This window comes from Flavobacterium sp. HSC-61S13 (genome assembly GCF_024171535.1).
Classification (GTDB): domain Bacteria; phylum Bacteroidota; class Bacteroidia; order Flavobacteriales; family Flavobacteriaceae; genus Flavobacterium.
The window spans coordinates 16044-30101 of sequence record NZ_JALJZV010000020.1; the positions used below are offsets into that span (position 1 = coordinate 16044).

The 14058-nt window shown below is 35.4% G+C and carries 17 protein-coding genes; 16 read left to right on the forward strand and 1 reads right to left on the reverse strand.

The features are described 5' to 3' along the window. Positions 1-16 precede the first annotated feature (16 nt). Genes udk through scpA form a run of 4 tightly spaced genes read left to right on the forward strand, consistent with a single transcriptional unit; the run spans position 17 to position 4489 of the window. Positions 17-625: a uridine kinase gene (udk, locus tag L1275_RS14950; protein WP_253475194.1), complete on the forward strand. Its 609-nt coding sequence runs from the start codon at positions 17-19 to the stop codon at positions 623-625. Between the two features lie 4 nt (positions 626-629). Continuing rightward, positions 630-968, forward strand: coding sequence for a septum formation initiator family protein (locus L1275_RS14955; protein ID WP_253475197.1), 339 nt, complete (start codon positions 630-632; stop codon positions 966-968). Between the two features lie 10 nt (positions 969-978). Continuing rightward, positions 979-2361: a methylmalonyl-CoA mutase subunit beta gene (locus L1275_RS14960; RefSeq protein ID WP_253475200.1), complete on the forward strand. Its 1383-nt coding sequence runs from the start codon at positions 979-981 to the stop codon at positions 2359-2361. Between the two features lie 4 nt (positions 2362-2365). Then, positions 2366-4489, forward strand: coding sequence for a methylmalonyl-CoA mutase (gene scpA, locus L1275_RS14965; protein ID WP_253475202.1), 2124 nt, complete (start codon positions 2366-2368; stop codon positions 4487-4489). A gap of 595 nt (positions 4490-5084) precedes the next feature. Here scpA and L1275_RS14970 read toward each other — a convergent pair. Beyond that, on the reverse strand, positions 5085-5771 hold the full coding sequence (locus L1275_RS14970) for a helix-turn-helix transcriptional regulator (protein WP_253475205.1): 687 nt from the start codon (positions 5769-5771) through the stop codon (positions 5085-5087). Between the two features lie 151 nt (positions 5772-5922). Here L1275_RS14970 and L1275_RS14975 point away from each other — a divergent pair, with 151 nt between their 5' ends. From L1275_RS14975 to L1275_RS15030, 12 genes are all read left to right on the forward strand, one after another. Then, positions 5923-6120, forward strand: coding sequence for a hypothetical protein (locus tag L1275_RS14975; RefSeq protein WP_253475208.1), 198 nt, complete (start codon positions 5923-5925; stop codon positions 6118-6120). Positions 6121-6151: 31 nt separating this feature from the next. Then, complete coding sequence (locus L1275_RS14980; RefSeq protein WP_253475211.1) at positions 6152-8281, forward strand: hypothetical protein; 2130 nt, start codon at positions 6152-6154, stop codon at positions 8279-8281. Continuing rightward, positions 8278-9216: an AAA family ATPase gene (locus L1275_RS14985; RefSeq protein WP_253475214.1), complete on the forward strand. Its 939-nt coding sequence runs from the start codon at positions 8278-8280 to the stop codon at positions 9214-9216. The genes L1275_RS14980 and L1275_RS14985 overlap by 4 nt, the downstream gene beginning before the upstream one ends. Further along, the gene (locus L1275_RS14990) at positions 9213-9878 is read left to right on the forward strand and encodes a bifunctional adenosylcobinamide kinase/adenosylcobinamide-phosphate guanylyltransferase (protein ID WP_253475217.1); all 666 of its coding nucleotides are present in this window, start codon (positions 9213-9215) and stop codon (positions 9876-9878) included. The genes L1275_RS14985 and L1275_RS14990 overlap by 4 nt, the downstream gene beginning before the upstream one ends. After that, a complete protein-coding gene (locus tag L1275_RS14995) occupies positions 9856-10185 on the forward strand; it encodes a hypothetical protein (protein WP_253475220.1) in 330 nt (109 codons plus the stop codon). The genes L1275_RS14990 and L1275_RS14995 overlap by 23 nt, the downstream gene beginning before the upstream one ends. Positions 10186-10187: 2 nt before the next feature. Then, a complete protein-coding gene (locus L1275_RS15000) occupies positions 10188-10325 on the forward strand; it encodes a hypothetical protein (RefSeq protein WP_253475223.1) in 138 nt (45 codons plus the stop codon). Further along, entirely contained in the window at positions 10315-10608 is a 294-nt protein-coding gene (locus L1275_RS15005; protein WP_253475226.1) for a hypothetical protein, read from the forward strand. Before L1275_RS15000 ends, L1275_RS15005 begins: the two co-directional genes overlap by 11 nt. A 2-nt stretch (positions 10609-10610) precedes the next feature. After that, positions 10611-11261, forward strand: coding sequence for a DUF3164 family protein (locus L1275_RS15010; RefSeq protein ID WP_253475228.1), 651 nt, complete (start codon positions 10611-10613; stop codon positions 11259-11261). Positions 11262-11269: 8 nt separating this feature from the next. Continuing rightward, a complete protein-coding gene (locus L1275_RS15015) occupies positions 11270-11503 on the forward strand; it encodes a hypothetical protein (RefSeq protein WP_253475230.1) in 234 nt (77 codons plus the stop codon). Then, complete coding sequence (locus L1275_RS15020) at positions 11490-11909, forward strand: hypothetical protein (RefSeq protein ID WP_253475232.1); 420 nt, start codon at positions 11490-11492, stop codon at positions 11907-11909. The genes L1275_RS15015 and L1275_RS15020 overlap by 14 nt, the downstream gene beginning before the upstream one ends. A 255-nt stretch (positions 11910-12164) precedes the next feature. Beyond that, on the forward strand, positions 12165-12500 hold the full coding sequence (locus L1275_RS15025; RefSeq protein WP_253475234.1) for a hypothetical protein: 336 nt from the start codon (positions 12165-12167) through the stop codon (positions 12498-12500). Next, positions 12497-14050, forward strand: coding sequence for a DNA cytosine methyltransferase (locus tag L1275_RS15030; protein ID WP_253475236.1), 1554 nt, complete (start codon positions 12497-12499; stop codon positions 14048-14050). Before L1275_RS15025 ends, L1275_RS15030 begins: the two co-directional genes overlap by 4 nt. Positions 14051-14058: the final 8 nt, after the last annotated feature.

The window sequence follows — 14058 nt, forward strand, 5'->3', positions numbered from 1 at the left end:
CAAAAACAAAACGACGATGTTAATTATAGGAATTGCAGGAGGAACAGGGAGTGGAAAAACAACCGTAGTCCATCAGATAATGAATGAGTTACCTGGAGCAGAAGTGGGCATTATTTCACAAGACTCATATTATAAAGCGACAGATAATTTGAATTTTGATGAACGTGCTTTAATTAATTTTGATCACCCCAGATCGATTGATTTCAATCTCTTGACCGAACATTTAAAAGAGTTAAAGGCTGGGAATAGCATAAACCAACCCGTTTATTCGTTTGTCAAACACAACAGAACGGATGACTATATTCTTACACATCCGAGAAAGGTTATGATTGTTGAAGGAATTCTTATATTAGCTAATCCGGAATTAAGAGATATCTTTGATATCAAGATTTTTGTACATACCGATTCAGACGAACGCTTGATCCGTCGATTAAAACGAGATATTGCTGATCGAGGTCGAGATATGGAAGAAGTCTTAAACCGTTATCAAACAACGCTAAAGCCTATGCACGAGCAGTTCATCGAACCCTCTAAGGCCTTTGCAGATATCATTATTCCCTACGATACTTACAATACTGTTGCCATTGATATGGTTAGAACTGTGATCAACCAAAAAATATCCTAACATTATGGATGAGGAAATCGAAAAAAAGAAAAGAAAATTCCAATTCCCAGCATTGCTGCGGAATCGGTTTTTACTCGTCGGGCTTTTTTTTATTATTTGGATGTTATTTATTGATAACTATTCCTTTTTAGAGCATCGGGTCCTCAACAAGATTACCAAGGATCTCGAAGATAATAAAGCCTATTTTCAAGATGAAATACTTCGCGACCAAAAGGCAGTAAAAAGACTAAAGAATGGCGAAGCCACCGAAAAATATGCTCGGGAGCAATATTATATGAAGCGAGATAATGAAGATATTTACATCATAGAGTTTGACAGTTTAACCCCTGTTAATACGCCCTAAATCAACCCTTATGACTAAAAAATTATTTGAAGATTTTGATAAAGTTTCTTCTAAAGAATGGAAAAATCTGATTCAATACGAACTTAAAGGTGCCGATTATAACGACACTTTAGTTTGGGAAAGTTTAGAAGGAATAAAAGTGCGTCCTTTTTATCATGGAGACGACGCCCAAGTGTCACATCCAATACCGACCGCGATATCAAAATTCAATATACTTCAAGACATTTTTGTCTTCGATGTTGAAAAATCGGTAAGTCGTGCTTTAAAAACCTTAGAGCGTGGAGCGGAAGTAATCCGTTTTACCATTGAAGACAAAAATATAGCTCCTGAATTATTACTGGATGCGCTACCTCTAGAAACCGTTGAGATCTTTATTGCTTTGCGTTTTTTGGACGAAGAGTATATCAATAAAATCAATCGAATCGCTGTCGAGCGCCAAGCTAATATTTGGGTTCAGGTTGATCCGATAGCTCGCTTGACGCAAGATGGAAATTGGTATGCCAATCTGGAAACTGATTTTAAAATTTTAAACCGACTACAAAAGGCCGATTTAAAAATCAAATTTTTAAGTATTGATAGCAGTCCATACCAAAATGCAGGCGCTAATATGGTGCAGCAAATTGCGTATACCTTAGCACATGCCAATGAATATTGGAATCGCATACAACCAACCAAGCAACCTTTATTAGTGGAAGTGTCCGTTGGAACAAACTATTTCTTTGAAATCGCAAAGTTAAGAGCTTTGAGGTGGCTTTTGGAATTAGTTGGTAAAGAGTATAGCGACGATTTTAGTTTTAAAATCTTGGCTACTCCGACAAAAAGGAATAAGACGATTTATGACTATAATGTCAATATGTTGCGCACAACAACGGAATGTATGAGCGCTATATTAGGGGGCGCGGACATCGTGACCAACTTACCTTATGATGCCCTCTATCACAAAGACAATGAGTTTGGCGATCGTATCGCACGAAATCAATTGTTGATTTTGAAACAGGAAAGTTACTTCGACATTGTGGACAATCCGGCTGAAGGCTCTTATTATATAGAAAGCCTTACGCATCAATTGGCGGAAAAAGCGTTAGAATTATTCAAGGATATTGAATCAAATGGCGGGTTAATCACGCAATTGATAGAAGGTACCATTCAGCGAAAAATAAATGAAAGTGCTCAAAAAGAACAAGAACTTTTTGACAGTGGAAAAGAAGTATTATTGGGTACCAATAAATACCCTAATCCACAAGATAAAATGGCTCATGACTTAGAGCTGTTTCCTTTTGTAAAATCCAATCCTCGTAAAACACTTATAGTTCCTATTATCGAAAGACGATTGGCTGAAAAAGTGGAACAACAACGATTGGAAGCAGAAAAAACAACGCTCAATAAGGATTAGAACTATGAGAAAGAATTTACAACATTTAAAACTGGAAGTTTTAACTCCTGGAGCATCTGTCTCTTCAGAATTTACTACTGCAGAAGGTATACAAGTTAAAGAAAAGTATACACCAGAAGACATTGAAAGTTTGGAGCACATCGGTTTTGCAGCTGGTTTTGCACCCAACTTAAGAGGCCCATACGCTACGATGTATGTGCGCCGACCTTGGACCGTTCGTCAGTATGCTGGATTTTCTACCGCAGAAGAAAGCAATGCTTTCTATAGAAGAAATTTAGCTGCAGGACAGAAAGGTTTATCCGTAGCATTTGACTTAGCAACACACCGTGGCTATGATTCTGATCATGATCGCGTGGTAGGTGACGTCGGTAAAGCCGGAGTGGCCATTGATAGTGTTGAAGACATGAAAATTCTCTTTGATCAAATCCCGCTCGATGAGATGTCGGTATCTATGACCATGAATGGTGCTGTATTGCCAATTATGGCTTTTTATATAGTAGCCGCTATTGAGCAAGGAGTTGATCCAAAATTGTTATCCGGTACGATTCAAAACGATATATTAAAGGAATTTATGGTACGTAATACGTATATCTATCCGCCTACACCTTCGATGAAGATTATAGCCGATATATTCGAGTATACGAGTAAAAATATGCCGAAATTCAATTCCATTTCCATTTCCGGATACCATATGCAAGAAGCTGGAGCTACAGCAGACATTGAGTTAGCCTATACTTTAGCTGATGGTTTGGATTATATTCGCACGGGCTTGGCCGCAGGAATGAAAATCGATGAATTTGCACCGCGTCTCTCTTTCTTTTGGGCGATTGGGATGAATCATTTTATGGAAATTGCAAAAATGCGTGCAGGCAGAATGTTGTGGTCAAAATTATTGATGCAATTCAAACCTAGCAGCGACAAATCATTGGCCTTACGAACACATTGTCAAACCTCTGGTTGGAGTTTAACCGAACAAGATCCGTTTAACAATGTAGCTCGTACGTGTATCGAAGCAGCGGCGGCGGCTTTTGGAGGAACCCAATCGCTACACACCAATGCCCTTGATGAGGCCATTGCTCTTCCTACGGACTTCTCAGCACGTATAGCGAGAAATACACAGATCTTTTTACAAGAGGAAACCAAAATAACCAAAACTGTTGACCCTTGGGCGGGGAGTTTTTACGTAGAACACTTGACCCATGAGATTGCGCACAAAGCTTGGGCATTGATCGAAGAGGTTGAAGAGTTAGGAGGCATGACCAAAGCGATTGAAGCGGGAATTCCGAAATTGCGTATCGAAGAAGCTGCTGCTAGAAAACAAGCCCGTATTGACAGCGGACAAGATACTATAGTTGGTGTGAACAAATACCGCTTGGAAAAAGAAGATCCACTTCATATCTTAGAGGTAGATAACGAAACGGTACGTAAGCAACAATTAGAGCGTTTGGCTCATATCAAAGCCACTCGTGATAACGACAAAGTAAAAACGTGTTTAGCACAATTAACGGCAAGTGCCCAATCCGGGCAAGGCAACTTATTGGAGCTTGCAGTTGAGGCCGCTACACATCGTGCAACTTTAGGAGAAATTAGTGATGCTCTTGAAGAAGTTTTTGGTAGATTTAAGGCACAAATAAAATCTTTTAGTGGTGTGTATAGTAAAGAAATAAAAAATGATGCCAGTTTTGCCAAAGCAAAAGAATTGGCCGATAAGTTTGCTAAAATTGAAGGTCGACGACCGCGTATCATGATTGCCAAAATGGGTCAGGATGGTCATGACCGCGGTGCCAAGGTGGTAGCTACAGGTTATGCGGATGTAGGATTTGATGTGGATATAGGTCCGCTTTTCCAAACCCCAGCTGAAGCTGCTAAACAAGCTGTAGAAAATGATGTACACATTTTAGGTGTATCATCGCTTGCTGCAGGACATAAAACTTTGGTTCCGCAAGTCATTCAAGAATTAAAAAACTATGGAAGAGATGATATTATGGTAATTGTTGGAGGAGTAATCCCTGCACAAGACTACCAATTTCTCTTTGATACGGGTGCAGTAGCCGTTTTTGGTCCTGGTACCAAAATCAGTGAAGCCGCAATCACCATCCTCGAGATCTTAATCGGAGATGCTGAATAAATGATAAAAAACACCGAACTTATTCGGTGTTTTTTTTTAAACTCGATATAACCGACAACGTATTATCCCCCCTACAATGAAATGTACAATAAATAAATATGATAAAAAGGTCGAAAACGTCAATGAAATCAAGGGTTTAATATAAAGTAAGGTCGAAAGATAAAATAAATGAAATGTACTATTAACTTCTAATAAGTATCATATTACTACCGATTACATAAGTATTAATTACTATTTAATAGGCTTAAATAAATTATTACTGCAAAGATCTACTTTCTACTTCTAAAGAGCCGTAAAACAAGTGTTTTACGGCTCTTTGTGTTTTAATAATAGTCTTTATATTCTTCCGAAAAATAAGTAATTAAAAGCCATTTAAATAGTTTTTAAAATATAAATAAAACGTAGAATATTGTTTATGGGTTGCCCAATGGGTTGCCTCATGGGTTGCCTCTTGAATACATGAAAACAACTCGAAACAAACCCCTTAATAACCAATATTTCATTGAACAAATAGTAATTCAATAGATATCCCCCCCTTTAATACAATGTTTACTTATTTACAGACCGCGTAAGTTATTGATAAACAGGCAATAGTCTATCCGTGAATACGTATTGACGCGCGCACAAGTCCAATTGCGGCTATTTGATTTAATCTAATGTCTCTTGACGAGTGATGTTGATTTTGAGAAACTAATTTTATATAATCATCCCCTAATTCTGATTTTTGTACAAATTTCACTGTCTTATATGTGTTGCTCTCATCTAAAAATATACTTAGAATATACATCTCACCAAAAAACAAATTAGTTGTGTCCACCCTTTTAAAAGCAATGATATCCCCACTTTTCAATAGTGGATACATACTATCGCCTGTAGCATATATAGCTCCGTCACAAGACGGTAAATTTGGAATTGTCAAATAGTCGATGATTGCATCATCGTTCCCATTACTCATTAGGGGAACTAAGCCTAATGTTGCTTCTAAATTGAACAATGGAACTCGTTGTAAATCATAAACTGCATCTGCTGTTTTTCTAGAGGAATGTACTGACTCTGTAGTTAATGAATTAGGATTATCCTTAAACATGGACCCATTGCCTGTAATTAACCACTCTAAATCCAAATTAGAGTAAACCTCTAATATTTTTGTTATTTTATCTAATCCAATGCTTTTTGAAATGCTGTTAACATATCCATTTGATGCATTGATTGATTTTTCAAATGCTGAAATAGTAATATTGTGGTATTCCGCAAGCTCTTTTATCCTTTCTTTTATACTCATAATCAGTGATATATAAATTTTATAGAGAATTACTCTATATATATTTGTTTTATTAGAGAATTACTCTATATATTTGTAAAACAAAATAACAGCAAGTATTTACAGGTGTAAAGATAGTTTATTTTGAAATGTGAAAAATAAGGAATCCCGTATGAAACAAATTTTATTACATCCATCGGATAGAGAAAAATTAGCAAATGAGTTTGCTGTATCTCGTCAAACAGTCTACGCTGCGTTACGGTATTTTAATAATAGCCAAACAGCTCAAGCGATTAGACAACGATCAAAAGAACTACTACTAAATGAATCGAATAAGGTTCAAATATCTATAAACGAAGACGTCGAATAGTACAAAAGCAATAATTAGTTATAAAATTAGTATGGCACAATTAGAAATACCTTTTGAATATCAAAACGAAACTCTCGGTGTGAAGTTGAAGTTTTTAGTTTCGGATGAAAACAAAGCACATAAAGAAAGCCTTTGTTTAATCAGATATAACGCTTTATACAAACGCTTAAAAAGTGATACCTGTTGCGAGCGGGAACTTCGTCGTGCATCGTTAGGTTTTGATGCTTTGATTGAGTTTAATTCTTTAGTGCAAGAATGGCGCGATGCCTTGGTATTCAAGTTTGGAAAACCCAAAGAAGAAATTAAACAATCTTTTTTTGCTAAACATTATTTATCAGACCGTAAGGCTTTTGATTTCTTTTGTGCACACCGTTTCGGAGACGATGACAATAAAAAATTAGATCCGGAAGTAATCGAATTGTACACTTACAATGCCTCTGTTTTGAATACAGTTATAACTGTTAAAAACAATAGAAAAGCCTACGTGAGAGCATTAGGAACAACTGGGAGTATTGATATTTGGGAAAGTTTGAGCAACGATGTAAATAGTTATCAAGACGTCAAACACGATTTACCAACGACTAAAGACAGTTTAAGGCGCAAGGTCACAAGGTACATCAATGAAGGATATCTCTCAGTGATTTCAGGTAAGTATGGTAAAAAGAATGCAGCTAAAGTAAAAGAGAAAGAACAATTGGCCTTGCTAGAGGAATTACTGAACAAACATCAAAATTTGAATAACGAACAAATTTCTGATTTATACAATACAGTAGCAAAGAACTTGAAATGGAAAACTATCGAAGTTGGAGTAGTTGCTCTCAAACGAAAAGAATTTGACTTGTTTGTTTTTGCGGGTCAACATGGCGAAACTAACTTAATGCATCAAAAGCACATGCAAATTAAGAGAAGTAAACCAAGTGCTGCAATGTTGTACTGGACCATGGACGGTTGGGATGCTGAGTTACTTTATCAAACCACAACTCTTGATAAGAACGGCAATAGTGTTACAACTTACACCAACAGATTAAACGTAGTAATGGTATTAGACCCTTTTAATAACTATATCATCGGTTATGCAATAGGAACCAACGAAAGCCCTGCTTTAATAAGACAAGCTTTAAAAAACGCGTTAAACCATACCAAAGAATTATTTGGAACACGTTTTAAGCCATATCAATTACAAACGGATCATTACCAAAAGAAGAACTTACAACCAACCTATGAAGCAGTAGCTCGGTATTTCACACCTGCGAAGGTTAAAAATTCAAAGGCTAAAGTAATTGAGAACTTCTTTGACAAGTTTAATGAGAGAAATTTCCAAGCCACATTAACTCCTAACTGGTCTGGACATAATGTAACCTCGAAAACAGAGAACCAAGTCAATGGAGATTTTTTAACTAAAATTAGACATTCCTTTCCCGATGAAAAAGGTTGTATTCGTCAAATTGAAATGGCGATTGAAAATGAAAGAGCCTCAAGAGTCGAAGCTTATGTTCAAAGCTTTATTGAATTCCCTCAAGAAGACAAAATGGAAATGACGATTAATAATTTTCTACGAGCATTTGGAGCTGTTACTGGTTTCACTAACAAGTTTGATGGTTCAGGATTAACTCCTAAGATAAATGGTATTGAAAGATACTACGACACCTTTGATTTGACATTTCGAAAGCATATGCATGAAGACTGGATGATACGATATGACCCTGATAATCTAAGTGAAATATTGGTAAGTAATGCTGAAAGTTCCAATGGGAAATTCAAGAAAGAACTTGGGACATTAGAATTTATTCTCACAGAGAAACACATTCAGCCTATGGCCCTGTATGATCAAGAAAAGACCGATTCAAGTCAACGCCAATTGGTATACGATTATAATAAGAGAATGAATGAAGAAATAATCAATAGAAGTATTACTCGACATGAGACACTTGAGGGATTATTTGATGGCAACCCTCAATTGGATACTTTAAGAAAGTTTATGATACCTGATTCGAAGGGACAACATAAAGATCAGAAATCAGCGCAAAGAATTCAATCGGCTCAAAAGATTTTAATCAGCCAAGAGAAAAAGCAACATAAGGAACAAGAAGCGACTTGGTCAGATTCTCAAGATCAATATTTAAAACAAAAAGTTAACCTCTCAAAATACCTAGAATTATGATAACAGCAAAGCAAAAACTAGAAATCACCGAAGCTTTAAATAAATATATCGCTCAGTATAATATTTCTGCGAATGAAATTGTAAAGCGATCTGGAGTAAACGAAAGTTATATTTCTTCCATTAGAAATGGTGACACAACTGTCGGGAAAACTGATATCAAAGATAAATGGTATTTAACGCTTGCAGAATTTATTGGATTTAAACTGGTTAAGCAATATTGGTCAATGGTTGAAACACCGCAAATGTATAGAATGTTTTCAACGTTAGAAGATGCTAAAGAAAATGGGTTGACAAATATAATTATTGGAGAAACGGGATGCGGTAAATCTTACATATCCGACATATTTATGCAAGCAAACCCAGTTGATACTTTTAAAATAGTTGTAGGCTCTTTGGATACTATAGGCGATTTATTAGATAAGATCATCGACGTCTTAAAAATTGCTACTCCAAAAACCAAGTCAAAGAAAATCGGAGAGATTGCAAAGAAGTTAAAGCAATTGCGATTAGAAGGCCGAAAACCGCTCTTAATTTTTGATGAAAGTGAATATATGAAACAACCAGCACTATGTTCTATGAAAGAGTTATATGATGCCTTACAAAATATTTGTGGCATTGTGTTAATCGGTACCAACCAACTTACTGACAAGCTTGATAAGCTACGAAAAAAGAACCGTGATGGGATTCCCCAATTTTACCGCCGTATAAAATTCGGTATTAGAGAACTTCCAAATATTGATAGAAGTTTTAAAATGTTCCTTGAAAACATTGAGGACAAAAAACTGCGTCTATTCTTAAAACAAGAATGTGATAATTATGGGGAGCTACACGATGTATTAGTGCCTGCAATGCGAGAAGCTGACAGAACTAATCAACCATTGACAGAGGATTTTGTAAGAACTATTCTCGGAATGCCAAAATTGATAGCCTCATGAAAAGAAAAAGAGCCTTGACAGTCGCGAATATATTAGCGACCAAAATTGAAAGAATAGTTTTTAAAGGAAGATTCTACGATGTGTTTGATCATCCACAAAAAAAAGGACGTTGGCTAGTTTGGGGATTGAGTTCGAGTGGTAAAAGTTCCTTTGTGATGCAGTTGGCTAAAGAATTTTCAGAAACAGAAAAAACCTTATTGGTCACCTTAGAAGAGGCTGTTGATGATGAAAATTTACAAGATAGATTGCGTCTGTTTCAGATGCAAGATGTTAAAAAGAATTTTTCCATTGTTGATGACAACCTCGAAGAGCTTAGTGAAAGATTAAGAAAGCGGAATAGTCCTCAGGTAGTAGTTATTGATTCTGCGGTTTACTTCTTTTTAGAATATACTTTCTCGGACTATTTAAAGTTTACCCGAGAATTTAAAAACAAGACAATAATATTCACAGCACATGCCAATGGGCAGTGGCCTAAGTCGGAGTTAGAAATGAAAATCATGTACGACGCCACACAAAAGGTTTTAGTTAGCGGTTATTTAGCTACTAATAAAGGAAGGAAATACGGACCACATAGTACTCAATACGTGGTTTGGCAAAAAGGATATGAGGATTTACACGGACGAAAAAAAGACAACCAAGATGAAAACACACCAACTCCTTGAAATAAGCCAATTGTACTATGATGAAATAGTCTTAAAAACATTCATTAATTGGTGTATGCTTTATGTTTCAGCACCTAAAGCCTTACAGATGGCATTGACATCGAAAGGTCTGCAGAACTATTTTAAAGTTCACTATAACGCTCTAGAGAAGCAGTTTGAAAGTGAAATAAATAGCTTCGAATCAGTAAGTAAAGAGGATAAAAACGAATTCTACGCAGAAGTAACTAATGCGATATTCAAAAATTATCCGTCTGCATTACTGCCAAAATTGAACGCAACAGAACGAATATTAACCAATTTCAACTAGCTATGACTAAAGCCGATCTAAAAGTAAAAATTAACGAGTTAACCAACTGGTTAACCAAAAACGAAGGGCATCCTGATTATGCGATTATCCTTAAAGACAAAATAGAGTTAGAACGAAAATTAAGTGATTATGGAATATAAATTTTTAATTAAGGATGTATTGGCTTTAGATTGTCTATACAATTTTCTTAGTATTTACGAACGACACTTATGTCATTTGATTTTACTCGAAAAAAGCCTAGTAATGACTGAACGCATACAGAAAGTTGTTATTCTAATAGAAACTTTACAATGGAAATCTCCTATATGGAGATATGATCACGACCGGGTTTTGTATTACGAAACTGAAACTGGCCAACAACCCATTCGATATTATGAAAATGAGATCGGAAAAATCATTAACCAACAAATAAAAAATAAATAGTTATGAATACAGAAGCAAAACCCGCTCATGAATTGAGTACAATGGAATTAGAAGCTCTTTTGAAAGATAAAAAAGAAAAAGAAAAAAAGAAGCTTGAAAAAGAAAAAGAGTTGTACGAGACTCAACGAAATACACAGACTGACACAGCTGTAAAAAACGCATTGGATTTGTTCGACATACTTTCAGAATTTAAAAAAGACATTCACAAAATGATGGATGAGCAGGCTTTAAAGCTTGCTGAATATGGCAAAATTAGAAGTAATTCAAAAGGCGGTTTTACAATTTCAAACGCAGACGACACCAAAAGGATTACTCGTCGACGAGATACAGAACCGGCGTGGGACGAACGCTCACAAAAAGCAATTGAATTGATTCGTGATTTCTTAGGTGACACCATAAAGAAACGAGATGTTAAAATGTACGAAATCCTTTTAAGCTTCTTACAACGAAATGAAAAAGGAGAGCTTGAATACTCAAGAGTAATGGATTTATACTCTCACGAAGACAAGTTTGATGACCCACGTTGGAAAGAAGGTTTAAGACTAATTAAAGAGTCTTATTCGAACCATTTAAAAGGATTTGGTTATGAGTTCAAATACAAAGATGAAGGGGGTAAATGGCAAAACATATTATTAAATTTTTCAAGTTTATAAACTAATCTATGAAGAAGACAAAAATCATATTTGAAGATAAAGGACAGGACTGTCTATACTGGATTATAGACGAAAAAGGAAAAGTAGTTGATTGCTCTCCCACAACTCGAGGGCTATGGTTGAATAGCAAAGTAATATTAGGTCAATTGAAAATAGGAATAAAATTGAGTTTTACAAACCAAGGAGATATATTGAGATTTAAATATTTGGTTGAAAAAATTGAAGCTTATGAAAGCAACTAAAGAACAAAAACTGGCTATTCGTAGAAATAGCCAGTTCAAAGAAGATATCAAAGAAGAATGGGTACAATGGGCAACTGGTGACAACTCCAAAACTAGCCTTAACGACCTTTCTTTTGAGCAAGCTAATCAAATACTTGCCCAACAAGGAGATAAGCTATACAAGGGCGATAATTGGGGTTTATTCAACAACAATGACTCCAAGCATAAATGTATATTATCATTAATGTATCAACTGAATTGGACAATTGAAATCAAAGGACGAAACGTTCCAGATACAAACCGACTTTCAGAGTTTTTGAAAAGCATTAAAAGTCCAGTACAAAAACCACTTAATAAAATGAATGTTTTTGAACTTTCAAAAATCATAAAAGCTTTAGAAGAGATGACTAAAAAAACATGGAAATAAGCCTATATAACCTTATAAAGTTCTTTAGCAGTGTCGTACTCAGCTTAATTATAGTATTACTAATTGTAGAATCAAAAAATGATAGAAAAATGTAAACATTCAAGCCAGCATATTAAAATACTCGAAAGTATCTGTACTATCGAAGTAACAGTTGTAGTGTGTTCTTGTTGTGGATTAGAGCTTACAAAGCCTGTAGTTGAAACATAATATCTGCAAATTAGCAGGTGATTTAAAATATCTTATAAAGATCATATAATGAAAATTGACTTAAAACTTAATAAAGAAACTTTGATCGTAGTTAGTAACCTATTACAAGAACTCTATTGTTTGGAAAACACCAGTAATCCAAAACAAAAGATTTATCGATCAATTGGTTTTGATCTAGCTGAAAAGTTCGAAGTTAAAGCCAAAGGGCTTATTAAAAAAAACTCTCTTTTTGATTTAAATAAAAAAGTTAATATGAGTTTAAAATTTCATGAAGCTTGGGCACTAGAAATCATTTTAAATGAATTGTGCGTAATGCTTGATAACCACTACAATCAAATCGTAGTTAATTTAATAATTAGCGAGTTAAACCAGAAATTAACATGACAAATACATTTCTATCTTTTCAAAAACGTTTTGCAGTTCAAAAAGTAGAAAAACCAGAATCCATAGAATTTATTGTGATTGATCTTTTTTGTGGAGCTGGCGGAACAACCACGGGATTTGCAAACGCAAAGAACAAAAAAGGGGATCCAATTGCTTTAATAGCAGTTTGTGTAAATCACGATCACAAAGCGATAAAATCACACTGGGAAAATCACCCAGAAGTTTATCACTTTGAAGAAGATATCCGAATATTGAATTTAGGACCTTTAATAGAAATTTTAAGGGCTTATAGAAAAGCATATCCAAATGCAAAAATCATCCTTTGGGCATCATTAGAATGCACCAATTTTTCCAAAGCAAAAGGAGGACAAGCTCGTGATGCAGATAGCAGAACGTTAGCAGAGCATTTAGATCGATATATAACTGCAATTGATCCTGATTATGTTCAAATCGAAAATGTAGTTGAATTCATGAGTTGGGGACCTTTAGATAAAAAAGGCAAGCCCATTAGCATGAAGTCCGGTCAAGATTGGTTGCGTTGGAGAAATCACATAAATTCTTTCGGTTATCGCGATGAATGGAAGGAACTCAACAGTGCTAATTTCGGAGCTTACACTTCTCGAAATCGCCTTTTCGGATGTTTCGCTAAAAGTGGGTTGCCGATAACTTGGCCAGAACCAACTCATTCAAAACTACCGTCGACAATTACTGATTTGTTTAACTCCAGTTTAAAAAAATGGAAAGCAGTCAAAGAAGTTTTAGACTTTGAAGATGAAGGCCAGTCTATTTTTAAACGAAAGAAACCGCTTGTAGAAGGAACACTTCAAAGAATATATGCAGGATTAATTAAGCATGTTGCAGGAGGAGAAAAAGCTTTTATTGCAAAATATTTCAGCGGAAGACCAGCAGGAAAAGTCACATCGATTGATAATCCACTAGGAACTCTTACAACTGCATGTAATCAATCTGTAGTTAATGTATCATTTTTGACCAAATACTATGGCACGGGAAATAATGTCTCTTCAATTGAAGAACCGGCAGGAACATTAACAACAAAAGATCGTTTTACAAAAGTTCAATGTAATTGGCTAGATAAGCAATACTCTGGAAAGCATAATCATCAAAGTATTGATCAACCGGCCGGCACAATTATGACTTCAGACAAACACGCCTTAGTCAGCGCGCCATTTATACTCAATCCAAGTCACGGAGGACACACAATGCACACCAATCAACCTTGCCCAGTTATTATTGCTAGACAAGACAAAGCACCATTGTATTTAGTGAATTATAGTCAAGACCCAAATGTATCAATTGAAATTTACGAAGGAGACAGTGAAACCATGATTAAAATAAAAGAATTCATGGCACTGTATGGTATTTCGGACATTAAAATGCGAATGTTGAAGGTCCTTGAATTAAAATTAATACAAGGATTTCCACTGAATTATAAACTCTTTGGCAACCAAAGCGATCAGAAAAAATTTATCGGAAACAGTGTTGTTCCGCATGTTGTGCAATCATGGGTAGAAGCTCAATGTCTAAATTAAATCCATTG